The 16,165-nt window shown below is 46.8% G+C and carries 5 protein-coding genes; all 5 read right to left on the reverse strand.

What is annotated here, in order from left to right:
* Nucleotide 1: 1 nt before the first annotated feature.
* The 5 genes from T359_RS0117750 to T359_RS0117770 all read right to left on the reverse strand — a co-directional run bounded on the left by T359_RS0117750 (nucleotide 2) and on the right by T359_RS0117770 (nucleotide 15,967).
* Nucleotides 2–10,183 carry a non-ribosomal peptide synthetase gene (locus T359_RS0117750; RefSeq protein WP_026518551.1) on the reverse strand — a complete coding sequence of 3,394 codons (10,182 nt, stop codon included), beginning with the start codon at nucleotides 10,181–10,183 and terminating at the stop codon, nucleotides 2–4.
* Between the two features lie 11 nt (nucleotides 10,184–10,194).
* Nucleotides 10,195–11,361, reverse strand: coding sequence for a hypothetical protein (locus tag T359_RS0117755; protein ID WP_026518552.1), 1,167 nt, complete (start codon nucleotides 11,359–11,361; stop codon nucleotides 10,195–10,197).
* Complete coding sequence (locus tag T359_RS0117760; RefSeq protein WP_026518553.1) at nucleotides 11,358–13,586, reverse strand: MFS transporter; 2,229 nt, start codon at nucleotides 13,584–13,586, stop codon at nucleotides 11,358–11,360. Before T359_RS0117760 ends, T359_RS0117755 begins: the two co-directional genes overlap by 4 nt.
* 144 nt (nucleotides 13,587–13,730) lie before the next feature.
* The gene (locus T359_RS20995) at nucleotides 13,731–15,290 is read right to left on the reverse strand and encodes a Na+/H+ antiporter NhaC family protein (RefSeq protein ID WP_051545595.1); all 1,560 of its coding nucleotides are present in this window, start codon (nucleotides 15,288–15,290) and stop codon (nucleotides 13,731–13,733) included.
* A 101-nt stretch (nucleotides 15,291–15,391) separates the two neighbouring features.
* Entirely contained in the window at nucleotides 15,392–15,967 is a 576-nt protein-coding gene (locus tag T359_RS0117770; protein WP_026518554.1) for an ECF transporter S component, read from the reverse strand.
* Nucleotides 15,968–16,165 lie beyond the last annotated feature (198 nt).

Raw genomic sequence — 16,165 nt, forward strand, 5'->3', positions numbered from 1 at the left:
GTTACGCCCTCCTAATATAGCCTGATACTACTTTCGCCAGCTCTTTCCTGTATTTTGATAAAAAAGCAAGATGGTCTTCCGCAGGGCCATCAAATACATAGACCCTTCCCTCGCTCTCCGAATATTTGCTCCAGGGGTTCTCCTTAGAGACGCCCTTTCCTCCAAGCTCTGCGCTGTCTATGGGAGCCTGTATCGTTCCGGCCATTTCCAATTTATTGCTTACATTGGAGGAATAAACCAGGTAGGTCTCAAATATGGAATGAAGAAGCTCCTTATCTGCCTTGTCACCGAAGTTTTCTTTAAGATATTTCCGGAAAAAGGCTTCCTCGGTGGTCTCATCAGTCATATCAAAGCCGGTAATATCCGCATCGGTCTTTCCTGCAAAGATTGCCGCAGCTGTAGCCATCATCTCGGGTCTGCTCTCCTGTCCGTAATCTACTCCGGGTCTTGGAGCATCCAGCATGATGACTCTGCCCACCTTATGGCCTTTGTCCTCAAGCTTTTTTGCCACCTCAAATGCAACAGGTCCACCCTGAGAATATCCAATAAGAATATCCTCATCCTTAAACAGAGTTTCTACAGCTCTGTAATAATTTTCTATGGTCTCGTCCCACAAAATGTCGTCACAGCGGGAACCTGACATCAGCTCCTCCAGAGTCATACCGGCAAAAGCCGCATATTTACTGTCTGTAAGGCCATATACCTGTCCCTCGTAGTCCATCTCTTTTATCAAAGGCAGGTAACATAAGGACATTCCTCCCGACGGAGGCAGGCAAAACAGCGCAGGTATGTCTTCCCTTCCTGATTTAAGGATATAGATTCCCTTATCCTCTCGCTTGATTCCTCTGTACTTATCCTGCAAAAGCTGCCCCATAAGCCTTGGTGTAGGGGATAAAGTTACATCAGCAATACTTATATCGTACTGACTGATCTCTGAAATAAGCCTCATGAGATCCAGAGAACTTCCGCCCAGTTCGAAGAAGGAATCATCCCTTCCAACCTTGCCAAGCCCCAGTATCTTTTCAAAAAGTGCAGCGATCAGTTCTTCCAGATAGCCTTCCGGAGCGGCGGTATGCTCGGAAAATTTCGGTATAGGAAGAGCCTCCAGATCCAGCTTGTCACTGGCATTTCTGGGAAGGCTATCCAGCTGCACAATAGCAGCGGGCACCATAAAAGCCGGAAGCTTCTTTTTAAGATAGGCCTTCAGCATATCGGTATTCATAGCTTCATCGGCAGTGATGTATGCCGCCAGATAAGCTTCCCTTCCGTTGTCAGCTCTCTTTATAACTGCTGCTTCTCTTATGGAGCTGCATTCTCTGATTCGGCTCTCTATCTCGCCGGTCTCTATTCTGTAGCCTCGGATCTTGACCTGATCGTCATATCTTCCAAGGCAGAAAATATCGCCATTTGGGGCAAAATAGCCCACGTCACCGGTGCGGTACATGCGCTCCCCGGTATAAGGATTGATCACAAAGGCCTTGGCATTAAGCTCTTCCCTGTTGTGATATCCCCTGGCAAGCCCTTTGCCACCGATGCAGATCTCGCCCTTTTGCAGGATTCCGCAGAGCTTATCCTTCTGCAGGATGTAGACCTTTTTGTTATCATAGGGCCTTCCGATAGGTATGGGTCCCCTGTAGCCCTTGGTATATCTGTAGGCCAGAGCATTTACGCAGGCCTCCGTGGGACCATAGTCATTGACCATAAGATCTGTATGCTCCGCCCATTTGGCAAAAGCATCACTGTTGGCGGCATCTCCGCCTACCACAATACCATCGAACCTGCTGAACTTATCAGGATCAAGGGCCTGCAAAAAAGCATTGGTGGAAGAAATAAGCCTGACCCTGTTATCCCTGCAATACTTAGCCATAGCTTCAGAACTTTTTAGCTTATCCTTGGGTATCATACATAAAGTGCCGCCATAGGCCAGTGGAATAAATATCTCATACACCGACGCATCAAACACATAATTGGCCAACTGAAGCACAACCTTAAAAACATCACCGTAGAATGACCTGTTGGAGTATATCATTTCAGTCAGAGCGCGATGTTCGATTTCAACGCCCTTGGGCTTCCCTGTGGTTCCGGAGGTATAGATCATGTAGGCAAGTCTGTCCGGCTCCGGATCTATGGGCAGTGTCAAAAGATCTTCAGATATTTCCTTCTGAAGAAGTTCGTCAACATCTATATCTATTATTTTATCACAAGCATTCTTAAAGAGTTCATTTCTATTCGGTGTGCCGTCAATAATGCTTCTGAGAACAGCCACAGGTTCACAGTCTGACAGGATAAACTGCACTCTTTCATCAGGAAAATCCGGGTCCAGAGGCACATAGGCGGCTCCGGCAATAAAGGTAGCAATAAGTGCCACGATCATTCCAAGGCTTCTGTCGGCATAAACTGCCACGTAGCGCTCCTCTCCAAAGCCAAGCTCTTTTGCAAGAGCCAGGGAAGCGCGCCAAAGCTGCTCATAGCTTAGGCTCCTGCCGTCCATGATCACAGCATCTTTTGAAGGATTCTCCTTTATACTTCGAAGCAGCATCTCAGGGAAGTTCTCCGGAGGGAACTCCACGTCTGTGCCTGCCAGCTCAGAGAGCATAAGCTTTTTCTCGCGCTCAGGTATTCTCTCAAGCTCAGAGATCCTGATATTTTCGTCAGAGGTTATCTGGGTGATGAGGTTATCAAATCTTCCCATGAGGCACTCAATGTAGGACTTCTCGTAGCATCCGCTGTCGTACTGGATTTCAAGGCTAAAGCCCTCCTGCTCCTCTATGCTCACAGATAAAGGATAGTCCACCTCCTCATGCTGCATAGTAATGCTGTATCTGTCATCCTCCTCATCTGCAGGGTAATTCTCATAAACATAAAGAGTCTTTATAAGGCCTGAGCCCGCTTTTTTCCGGGTCATTATCCTGTCGAGAGGGGCATTTTCGAAGGGCTGCATCATCAGGTAGTCCTCCTGCCTCTTCTTCATAAGCTCTGACACCGGTGTATCAGCTTCCCATTTTATTCTTACAGGGATAGTGTTGATAAACATGCCCACGGCGTTTTCTACGCCTTCAGCATTTATATTTCTGCCGGACACAGTTTCTCCGAAGAGGATATCTGCGCCGTCATTTTCAAAACCAAGAAGAAGGCCGAAAACAGTGCTGAAAAAGCTGCTTAAGGTTACCTTATTGGTCTCTGCGTATTTCCTTATGTTCTTCTCTTTTTCTCCGGTTATGGGAAGCTTGGAAAAAGCGGCCTTTCCGCCGGTTTCGCCCGGCTGCCCAAAGCCTGCTCCCTCGTTTATTCCCTTGAGATATCCGTCCCACTTTGATAGTACGGCTTCACTTTCTCTGTTTCCGGTAAGACGCAGATATTCGGAGTATTTAAGTCCGCGGGATGCCTCTTTTACTGCTTCCTCCCGGAGGCTGTCGCAGGATCCACCTTCACAGAGCCTGTAATAGTAATCCATGACAGTATCTGTAAGTATCCTGAAGCTCCAGCCGTCGAGGATTGAGTGGTGGGAAGATACAAGGAATTCCTTATTATCATCGTTTTCAGAGTCCCTGTTGAAGGTCACTCTGAGAAGCACATCCTTTTCAGGGTCAAAGCCTCTCTTAAGGTCCGAAGCGGCGATTTCCTCCAGAGTCTGTCCACTTATTTCCTTGTACTCCGCACAAATAGTACCCTCCCGGAGGATTATCTGCCAGGGTTTTTCATAGCCGTTTATGGCAAAACGGGTCCTGAGGGCATCAAATCGTACAAAGGAAAGCTCCAGAGCCTTGCAGAACGCGTCCTTATTCCAATCCCCCTTAAGAAGGAGCTTATCCTGCAGCATGTATGCACCGGTCTCGGGCTCAGCATACAGGCGATAAAGCATGCCCTTTTGAAGGGGCGTCAAAGGGCCAATGGCCTCTATGTCCTTAGGGTCTATATCTACAGAAAGTCTGTCAAAGTCCCTAAGGCTCATGATTTCGGAAACGCAGAAATCTGATGGAGAAAGGATCTTCTCATTATCAAAATCCCCGGAAAGCCAGGATTCAAGCTGAGTTGCGTATTCATCTATAAGACCTCTGACCTTATCCTCGCTGTAGATATTGTCATAGACGCACTCTATTTGAAGACCGGTATCTACCGACCTTATGTTAACGGATATGGTTCCGGGATCCACGTTCCTTGCATCGGACTCAGGGCCCGCGTATTCGCTGCTGTATTCTATCAGATTCTCACGGCTGCTCCTGCTATCGCCAAGATAGTTAAATACAAAGCCCCCGATTTCAACAAGATTCTCATGTAAAAGTCCATAGCCAAGGCCGTAGTTAGGCACCAGAGCCATCTCTTCTTTGATTTCAAGGATCTGCCTGTCCATGTCAGCAAGGGCAGGAATAAGCATTGGATAAACGGATGTAAACCAGCCCACTGTTCTGTCGCAGTTGAGGTCCTCTCCGATATTTCCCCTGCCGTGACTTTCCATCTGGAAAAGAACATTTTCAGCCCCATATTTGCTGCCAAGGGTCCTTACCAAAAATGCCGCCAGAATGGCATCGGGCCTTGCAGAGTATCTGTTCTTGGAAAGGCTGATGAGCCTGTCAGCGCGGGCCTTATCAATATCCTTTACCAGGATCAGGGACTTCCTATCCTTTGGAGCCTCATCCTGCATAAAATTCTTCAAAAGACCGCAATAGCCTTCTCTGCAGCCTTCTACCTCTTCATAGACCTTGTTCCAGTAGTCCTTCTCCGATATGAACTCCGGAGACTCCTTGTACTGCCAAAGAGCCTTGGACCACTCTCCGAAGGAAACAGTCCTTGGAGGTAAAGATTCTTTTTTGTACAGAGCATTAAGATCCCCGGTCAGGATCTCCCAGGACACCTCGTCTATCACATAGTGATGGAAGGTAAGAAACAGCTGGTCTCCCTTTTCACTTCGCAGCAAAGCAGCCCCCATGACTCTTCCCATAGAAGGGTCAAGAGATGCGCTGATATCGCCCATAATCTTTACTTTTTCCTGAGCTGAAATATCTCTGTAAACAGGAAGCTCTATGGTGTCGAGCTCCTCTTTATTTCTTATCCTTATATTTCCTTCCTTATCAAGCACCATCCTGAGCATTCCATGGTACCTGACAAGTTCCTCCAAAGCCTCCTTAATGGCCTCTACGTCAGCAGTTTCTCTTATGTCAAAAAGAGCAGACTGGGCATAGTAAGCGGGATTCACCATCTTTGCCTGAGTAAACATCCGCATAATGGGTGTTGGTATAACCTCATCAAATTCGGTGTATTCCTTCTGCTCCTCAGGCTTCAGATACGGGCCGAGAGCCCGGGCAGTCCTGCATTTAAGCAGCATTCCCGCATTGACGCTGTAGCCCTTTTTCCTGAGGATGGAAACTACCATTATTGCCTTGATGGAGTCGCCGCCCCAGGAAAGGAAATCATCGGTGGCTTTCATGTCCTTGATATTAAGAACTTCCTCAAAGGCCTCCAGGCAGTCCCTTTCTTCCCGAGTTTCAGGCAAAAGGCTGCTCTCATTTTCCTCATTCTCTGCAAAACCCGCCACAGGACATGGCAAAGCTCTCCTGTCTATCTTTCCGTTCAGAGTGAGCTTAAACTTTGAAAGAGGCACCAGTGCTGAGGGAACCATATATATGGGAAGGCGCTTTTCAAGCTGCTGCCTGATCTCCCGGATTCCCTTTCCCGAAATATCGCCATTTTCAGGGACATAGTAGCCACAGAGCTGCCTTACATCGTTTTTATCCTCCCGGATTATTACGGCTGCATCCTTTACAGCCTCAAGGCCACGAAGGGCTGATTCTATCTCGCCAAGCTCGATCCTGTAGCCCCTAAGCTTAACCTGGTCATCCATACGGCCGATAAACTCGATGTTTCCATCAGGAAGCATTCTTGCCAGGTCGCCGCTTCTGTACATTCTTCCTTCTACAAAGGGATCCTGCACATATTTCTCATCAGTAAGCTCCTGCCTGTTGAGATACCCTCTTGTGACCTGCCTTCCGGCAATGCAGAGTTCTCCCGGCACGCCGATTCCGCTGAGCTTATTTCCCTCTAAAATATATACTCTTGTCCCGGGCACTGCGGTGCCGATGGGAACGTTCTCTTTGTTTTCCCTGGCCTTAAATATATCCCTGCCCTTATCTGAGAACCTGAAACTGGTGGCATTTACCGTGGTCTCAGTGGGGCCATAGGTGTTAAATACAGTTCTTCCCCTGCTCCAGGCCTTTAAAAGGGCATAATCCGGAGCCTCGCCTCCCACATCAAGAAGACGAAGCTTAGGAAGCTTCTCCGGGTCCATAAGCCGCAGGAATCCCGGTGTAAGGGATGCCACAGTAACCCCCTTTTCCTGGCAGTAGTCAGAAAGTCTCTCCGGGTCTCTTACTATCTCCCCGGGAATAAGGCATAGGCTACCACCTACTGATAAAATGTGGAAAATATCCCACACTGACTGGTCAAACACAAAGTTGGCAAATTGAAGCACTGTATCTGAAGCATCAAGTTCATATATATTCCTGTAAGAATCAAGAAGAGCTGAAAGCTGGGCATGCTCTACAACAACACCCTTGGGCTCTCCTGTGGAGCCTGAGGTAAAGATCATATATGCATTCTGAGATAGCTCTACCATCGGCAGTTCCGGACATTCTGCCTCCTGGGAATCCTCCCGGAAAAGTTCTTTATCGGACATATGAATAACAGGGATATCCGCGCTAATATCAATGTCCACGCCACATTCAAGAACGGCATCCGCGTCGCAATCCTCCAGCATAAAGCTTATGCGCTCTTTGGGGTATTCCGGAGAAATAGGCACGTATCCTGCTCCTGAGCGCAGTATTCCAAAGATCCCTGCTATCATGGCAAGGCTCCGGTCTGCAATAATGCCCACCCAACGCTCTTTTTTAGGCATGTCTGCGCCGGTGTATTCCTTCAACAGCTTTCCGGCTATAGCTCCGGATGCCTCCCAGAGCCGGCTGTAGGTCAAATAACTGTCCTTAAATACAACTGCTGCCTTGTCAGGATGATCCTTAGCCTGCTGCCCCACTCTGTCAAGAATGGTATCAGCCTTAAACTCTGCCACGGCTCCAAAGCTGTGATCAAGAAAGAGCTTCTTTTCCTCCTGATCTGTCATGGAAACATCGCTTACAAGTCCGGTATCTATCTGCAGACAGGACTTGAGAAGATTCTCAAAGTGCCTGCCCATCCAGCTGATGCTCTCTTCGTCAAAAAGATCTTTGTCATATTCAAAAACAAAGTAGTAGAATTCCTTCTCCCTGCCGGCCTCCAGAGTCAGGTCATACATAGGCATTTCGTCATAGGGCCAGTAGAGCTTCGCCCCGCTTCCCTCCATGTCCGGAAGCTTGCTGTCAAAATCCCGCATCACGAAGAAGACATCAAACAGCTGATGTCCGTGGGCTGTACGTCTCAAGCCTCCCAGATCTTCATAGTCCTCTGCTATATCCTCCAGTGAAGCCTGCCTGTTATCCAGCATGAACAGTATCTTGTCCCTGGCTGAGGCTAGGAGCTCATTAAAGCTCATTTCTTCCTCTATGGTCACAGGAACAGGCAGTGTATTTGCAAACATACCCTGAAGGGATGCGGTATTTCTCTGCTGCCTTCCATCCACTGCCGTGCCCAGCAGGAACTTCTTCATGCCGGAATATTTATAGAGCAGAAGAGAAAAAGCAGTAAATATATATACATAGGGAGTGATTCCCTGATCTCTGCAGATCTTCTCAAGTTCGTTAGTCTCACCGGCTCCGAACTCAAGCCTGAAGTGCCCGGCCTTGGAACTTCCGCTGTCATTATGCCTTCCGTCATAGGGAAGCCTCAGCTCCCTACATTCTGCACAGTCAGCTATGAGCTCTGTCCAATTCTCTATGCACTTCCTGTAGGAATCGGAAGCCATCCAATCCTGCTCCCAGGCTGCATATTCCTTCTGATGTATGGTCATGCCGGGAAGCTCTTCGCCGTTATACAGAGCCGCAAACTCCTTACCAAACATGGACATTCCTGTGCCGTCATTTACAATGTGGTGCCAGTAAAAGGTTATTCTGCCCTCTCCAAAGCTCCACCAAAACAGTGGGGCTTCTTCAAGAACAAATGCCTCCGGTGCCCCATCCCTATATGCATTCTGAACAGCGCTGCGGATCCGGTTCTCCTTTGCAGGCTCTATCTTCTGAAGAATCTCAGAGCCCTGCATATGGAAGCTGGTTCTTAAACTCTCATGCCGTGCAAACAGCTTGTATAGAGCATCCTCAACCTTCGCCCTATCCAGCCTTCCCTCGGTCTCTATGGTCATGCTGAGCAGATAGGTGAGGTCCCCCTTATTTAGCAGCTTCTGGGCAGTATAGATTCTCTCCTGAGCTTTGCTCACAGGATAGTATTCCCGCTCAGGAATCAGAACATCCCTGATCTGTGCAAATCCAGCATCCTCGCCCTCTTCCAGCCTTTTATCTATAAGTGATGCCAGCGCCGAAACCACAGAATTATCCATGACATCTCTGGAGCTGAGGCTGCAGGAAAGCCTCTTGTCAACCTCGTAAAGAAGCTGCATTGCAAGCAGGGAATTGCCTCCGATCCGCATAAAGTCGTCATTTCGGCCCACTTTTTCAATTCCCAGCACTTCCTCATATATATCCGCTACAGCCTTCTCCGTGTCGGTTACCGGTTCCTCGTAAACTGCCTTATTCCTGTCAAAATCAGGAATCGGAAGCTTCCCATAATCCACCTTTCCATTGGTGTTAAGTGGGATACTGCTTATTCTTGTAAAGAATGAGGGACACATGTAGGAAGGCTTATTTTTCAGCACAAAGTCTTCCATAGCCTTTGTATCCAGTTCTTTTTCCGCCAGATAATAGGCCGCGATAACTCTCTGACCACCTATCTCAGGGGTTGAGATCACCACCTCATCTATTCCCTCATATTTTCTTAATAGCTCCTCTATCTCTGCGGGCTCTATTCTGATGCCGCGGATCTTGACCTGCCTGTCGGCCCTTCCCATGAACTCCAGTAGGCCTTCCTCATGGCGGATCACCAGATCTCCGGACTTATATACCCTCTTGTAATCGGGCTCATCGGAAAAAGGATTGTCCATAAAGGATTTGGCGGTAAGCTCAGGCCTGTTCAGATATCCAAGGGCCACGTGGGGACCTGCTATCCACAGCTCACCTATCTCACCCTCCGGGACCTCCTGCCCCTTTTCATCTACAACGTAGAGCTTTACCTCATCCACTGCCCTTCCGATGGGCACCTTACCGGTGTACTCCTCTTTTACAGGGAAAATCGTGGTATACAGCGTGCACTCCGCCGGGCCATAGTCGTTATGAAGCATATATCCTTTGGGCGGGCGCACAGAAACCAGGGCTTCACCTCCCACCGTCAGATGCCTCAGAGATTTGTTGGAAACTGTCTGGGCAAACTGTCTTCCAAGCTGCGTGGTCATGGTGAGATGGGTGATCCCGTTCTTTTCAAGGAAATCATTGAGTTTTTTAAGGTCTGTCCTTATTTCTTCAGGAATAATATAGATAGAAGCCCCGGCAGTCAATGGCAGAATAAGCTCCACTATTGCCAGGTCAAAAACAAAGCTTGGATGCTGGCCCATACGGCAGTTTGCATCCACTCCATAATAATCAAGATGCCATTTGCAGGCAGAATAAATATTCCCATGGGTCAGAATGATACCCTTGGGCACGCCGGTGGTTCCTGAGGTGTACAGGATAACAAAGGGATCTTCGCCCCCTGCCTCTTCCCATATAGCCTCATCTGCTTCCGGAAGATTTGGAATATCCTCCATATAGAGAATCTCACGCTTTGCGCCTTCCCCGGTCACAGACTCTATAAGATGAACCAGCGCCTTTGAAACAATGATCACAAGAGCATCCGCATCCTCTATCATAAACTTAAGGCGCTCCGCCGGATATGACGGATCCAATGGCTGGTATGCACCGCCGGCCCTCAGTATTCCAAGGGGAGCAATGGACATATACTCACACCGTGGCACCAGCACTGACACCACATCACCCTTCTTAAGACCCAATCTCCTGAGGTAAGCCGCCAGCTGACTGCTAAGCCTGTCAACATCCTTATATTTATAGCTTTTTTCCTCACAGCAAAGCGCAGGCATATCCCCATATGCCCGCATAGAATCCGCAATAAGCGGCATTATCGATTTTTTTTCATTGCACACGTCTGATCCGTGCATCGCCAGTTCCCTCAATCCTCTTTATCATTTCTGTAAATATAGTCCACCATCAGCAGGTCCTTGAATGAAATATCAAAGCCTATCCTCCTGGCGGTGGTGTAATTCACTCCTATCTTCGGCGTGGTCTCACAGACCATATCCAGCTTATCGAAGGGCACTCCCTCCTCAGCATATCTTCTGATCTGCTTTACCATATGTGTGGCCGACTCCGGACAGTCCGTAAGCGTAACTCCAAAGAGCACTCCGTTGGCCACGGGAATAAGCTCATCCTGGGCCAGAGTCTTTATATTTGAAGGAATGATGCAGTCATCCAGAAGCTCCTGCATTTTATCCTCATATTCGATGGAGGAAATGGTAACCAGCAGGCAATCTATGCCTTTTGCCGCAAGACTCCTGTAAGCCGCCTTCAGCTCACTGTAATATTTCTCATAATCCTCATCATTAACGGGCTCATCCACATGCTCGTACACCACTTCAAAGCCGTACTGCTCTGCTTTGGCTTCTATGGTGGGGATAGCGGAATAAATATAGGCGTCCTCGGAATCCTCATATACCACGCCCAGCTTTTTAAAACCAAGGAATTTGTAACCTGCATCCAGCTGCCTTATATAGGGCGTTGTATCCACCAGGGCAAAAGACCTGTCGTCAAACCGCTCCGTTGTGCTTTTTACAATGCCTGATTCTATTGGATCCGCAGCAAACATATTCATAAACTTGTACCCTGTTTTGTTCTGGGCAAGGTAAACTCCCGAGCCGGTGCCCATGGACAGCATGATGTCCACATCACTGGTTAAAACAGTCTTTTGCTCCTCCTCATCCATCTCGTCCAGATTGTAGAAGGCATCCCTTACAAAGACATACCCTGCGCCGGAAACATTGGCATCGCAGATATCCTCCCATAATTTCCGTGTATCTCCGATAACGAATTTCTCCTCATAATTCACGTCCTTGTACTTCTCTGCAAAAGAGCTGTCTATACTTCCCTGCTCTGCAAACTCAAGAGCTATGCACAAAAGGAGCTGGGTAAAAGAGCCATACTCCTCACTTTCAACATATCCGATCCTTACGGTGCTTTGGGGCGCTGATTCTGAACCTGCGGAAGCAAAGGCATAATTTGCATTAAGAACCAGAGAAATCAGCAAAACGCATATTATCAACATTTTCATGCTCTTTTTCATGCTTTTTCACCTCCTTCACTGTCTTTCCTGTTGAAATGAAGGATCGCAGCGCCATAGACAATAAGTCCCACAACCAGCACAAGCACGATGACCTCTGTGGCCTTCGCAGCGCCTTTTCCCAGACGGGCTGTAATCGCTATAGGTCCTATTCCTATGGCAAGTTTTCCGAATATCATCTGAAGCAGCGTACTATGCTCGGTAACAGTACCCTTCACGTGGTCCAGACCGGAATCGATGACCACAAGGCCGAAGCAGTCCCAAAGGCTGGTGAAAATAATTGCCAGGATTGCAGCCCAGAAACTAGATGTAAAGGCAAATAATCCAATACTCAGCGTCTGAAGGAGCATGTAGATAAACATCGCCTCTCTTGTCTTTATCCTCTTGGTTACCCATTCGGATATAGGATCTGTGAGGTATGCGATTATCATGAAATTAGTCATAAGAAGTCCCGCAACCATTGAATTGGAGAGATTCATCTCATCTCCGAACAGCGGAAATGTGTATTCTACAAACAACGAGGACATATACAAAGGAATAACAACAAATATCATGAATATGCGAACCTGAGGGAATCTCAGCTCCTTCAATGCCACTGTCAGAGACAGAGGTTCCTCTTTTTCCTGTTTCTCCGGGAAATGAGCGATATAAATAAGCATCAGGCACAGGCATCCTATGGCCGCACCTACGATATAAACTACAGAATAGGACGCAACGTCCGCTATAAGACCACCTATTACAACTCCGCAGCATACGCCCAGGTTAATTGCCGCCATATATTCCACCAGCAGCCTGTTGTGCATATCCTTGTCCTTCTGGGAAGCCGCATAAAGCCTGATGGCATTGACGATTATGCCGTCGCAGAAACCAAAGATGAATCTGGAAACGATAAGGAATGGAAGGCTTGGGGAAAAGGCGCACAGAATATAACCGATGATACCGGCAATAATTCCGGCTATCAGAGTCTTTTTCATACCGAACTTATTTATAAGATAGCCACAGCCGAAAAGTCCCATAAGTACTGATACCGAGTACATGGTATTGGGCATACCACCTAGAAATGACATGGATTCGGGAAGATTCATGGCATCAAACATCTTGTTGGCAAATACAGAGAAAAAGCCGCTGTCCAGCGCAAAGGCGATTCCCTCGGCGAAAACAAAAAGCCTAAATCCCGGGATATACACCACGTCCGCGGACTGTGTGTCACGACATTCAATATGATTAGTCAGGAACTGGATGGCCTCCATGCTCATAAAGATCGTAATAAGGATCAGAATAAGGATATCTATGGCATTGTTGACGCGCTTTCTGTTGATATAATCCCTGCTGTAATAACAATTAAGGCCAAGGCTGCTCTCCCCTGTCACATCAATACTGGTATAGCGGTTATTTATGCCGTCGCTCTCCAGGGGCGCACCGTTTACAAGCTCAATACGGGAGATCTCAGAGATACTCTGGACAAGCTCCTCGAAATATCCCTCAAGATCTGTGATCTCGTTATATTCAACGCCCTTTTCTATAACCTCGTTTATATCGCTTTCCACTGCCTTTGCGGTCATGACTGCAATTTTATCCAGGGATTCGGCAAAAGCATAATCAACCTTTGCCATGGCAAGGCCCCCCAGCACGCACTGGGACACAACCAGGATTATGATGGCTGAAATGCGCATCCTTTTTACGCTGAGCTCATTGCCTCCCTTAATAAAGCAGGCAAGAAAAGAGGCTGCGATCACTCCCAGCATAACGTATAAGCCAATCCGGACGATGTAGCCTATATATTCTCTGGTAGCTGCATCCACGGATTCTCTTTCAAATTTAAGGATTATCTCACCGCCGTCGAAATCCACAAAGGCATACAATCCGTCATCCCGGAAAACATATTCCTCCTCTGAAGTAGTTCTTCTTACAGATTCAGTTATATCTCCTACGGCTTCTACTCTGCCCTTGTTTTTATCGGCGATCTCAACGCCTTTTATGTCATCCGAAAGTCTTGTTATTCCCTCCATGATTCCTGTAAGTCCATAGAACTTATCCAGGGGTTTTCCAAAGCTCAAAGCGTAATTGATCTTTCTTACTGCACTGGAAGAATTTAAAACACCGGAATAAACCACAGTATCTGCCTGCAGCTTTCTATAGGACATTATATTAAGGGCAGCAGAAAAAAGCGCCATTACTACTCCCAACAGGACTATTGTAAGAATAACGCGATTTCTTTTAATCTTCATAAGTCGAATACTCCTCAAGTGTCATAACACCTCACTTTATTTTACTATGATACAGCGCACTTTTTATCTAAAATAAGTATAAAAAAGGGCCGCAAAAATGATGTGCTCATTTTTACGGCCCCTTGAATATATATGTTATATATATTATTTATCTGTTGTTACTGTTGTTGATGCTGTTTCAGATTTTCCTCCCAGGAGCTTGATTCCAAGGATTACTGCAACTGTAAGGATGATACCGAATGCCAGAGAAACATACCAGACTCTGAGTACTCCTGCAACAAGATATGTAACAAAGGATATTCCTGCTGCAGTCATGGCATATGGAAGCTGAGTGGATACGTGCTTGATATGATCGCACTGAGCTCCGGCACTGGCCATAATGGTTGTATCCGAGATCGGTGAGCAGTGATCTCCGCATACAGCACCTGCCATGCAGGCAGAAATGGAAATGATCATAAGCTCGCTTGAAAGATTGGCGTCAAATACACTTACTACGATAGGAATAAGGATTCCAAAGGTTCCCCAGCTGGTACCTGTTGCAAAAGCAAGGAATACAGCCACAAGGAATACTACTGCAGGAAGAAGGCTCATTATTTCATTACTGGAAGCAAACTGTGAAACAAGACCTGCCACAAAATCCTTGGCTCCAAGAGAATCTGTCATGGCCTTCAGGGTCCAGGCGAAGGTAAGCACCAGGATCGCAGGAACCATGCTCTTAAAGCCCTCAGGAATTGCATTCATGCACTCGTTGAAGCTAAGAACCCTGGTTGCCAGGTAGAAAATAACTGTCAGTATAAGTGCCACAACAGAGCCAAAAACAAGACCTACAGATGCATCAGAGTTGGAAAACGCATCAATGAAGTTCTCTCCTGAGAAAAATCCGCCGGTATAGATCATTCCGATAACGCAGCAAACAATGAGAGCAACTATAGGAAATACCAGATGAGAAACCTTACCCTTTAAGGAAACAGGGGGTTCAGGCTGATCCTCAGCACCGGTAATACTGGATGCCCAGCTCTTTGCAGGCTTTATTCCCTCATGCTTGGTAAGATGCTCTGCTTCCTTCATAGGGCCAAAATCAAACTTGGCAAAGGTCAGAGTTAACATCATTACAATTGTAAGCAGCGCGTAGAAGTTATAAGGAATAGCTCTTACAAAAAGAGTAAGTCCGTTGGCTCCGTCAACGAAGCCGGTTACTGCTGCCGCCCAGGATGAAATAGGGGCAATAATGCAGACAGGAGCTGCAGTTGCATCGATAAGATATGCAAGCTTCTCCCTTGAGATCTTATGCTTATCCGTAAGAGGTCTCATAACAGAACCTACGGTAAGACAGTTGAAATAGTCGTCGATGAAAATAAGGATTCCAAGAAGAATGGTGGCAAGCTGCGCACCGGTCTTGGTCTTGACATGGGCCACAGCCCATCTTCCGAAGGCTGCCGAGCCTCCTGCTCGATTCATCAGCATGACCATGGTTCCCAGAATTACCAGGAATATCAGGATACCCACATTCCAGGGGTCTGAGAGCTGGGCGATCATTCCGTCCACAAACACATGTTGTATGGTTCCCTCGAGATTAAAACCTGAATACAGAAGTCCCCCCACAACAATACCGATAAACAGCGACGAGTAAACTTCCTTGGTGATCAGCGCCAGAGCTATGGCAATAATTGCCGGCAGCAGCGCCCAAAATGAGTTAACAAACATATTTACCTCCTTACCGCTCTTTTTCACACTATTACACTATTTTGTTAAAGTATACCACTACTATACCATATCTTGTATAGTAATATCACAAAAAACAGACTTTATATACTCTTTCTTTCCTTTATTGCAGTCAGGATTATAAACACGTATACCATTCCTATGCAGGCAGTGATGAACTGATGCAGTGAAAAGGTGGTCTGGAACACGCTCATCTTATTTCTTAAGGGACTCTCTGCCGGGATAAATGTAGGAAGGAGCCAGAGAGCTATGGTAAGCCCCATGAAAGCTCCCTTAAGGGCTGCAGAAATCACAGCTGTTATTATATTCTTAACGCTAATTACTGGCTTTCCCTCTGCCATAATGCCCTTTTTCATAAGGAAATTAGCTGCCACAGCCAGCACAATATTTCCCAGCATTATAAAAGGGATAATAAGAGGCACTGCGGTCATTACAGGCGATGCTGCAATGATGTAGGCTGTTACCGGGGTGATGATGCTGAGAATTATTCCACAGGGAAGGTTCACCATAAGAACCGCCAGAACAATGCAGGTATTGATGATAGGTCCCGTTATAAAAATACTGAGAGTCTTGAAAAACTGGCTGATGATACATATAGCCAAAAGAATTCCTGTTATTGCGATCTGTTTTGCCCCAAACTTCTGATTTGATTTTTCCATTTTCTCTCCCCACTCTGAATTATATTAATAATATGAAATCTAAACATTCTATAAAATAATATCATAAATGTAACTATGTTGTTGCGCAAAAACTTTAAATCTGATATTTTATTTAAGGAAAATTTATATCACCTTTGGTAAAAGGGAGTAGTTAACATACTTTTGTATGCAACATTGTTCGTCAATACGGGAGCTGAA

Source organism: Butyrivibrio sp. MC2021 (genome assembly GCF_000621605.1).
Lineage (GTDB): Bacteria > Bacillota > Clostridia > Lachnospirales > Lachnospiraceae > Butyrivibrio.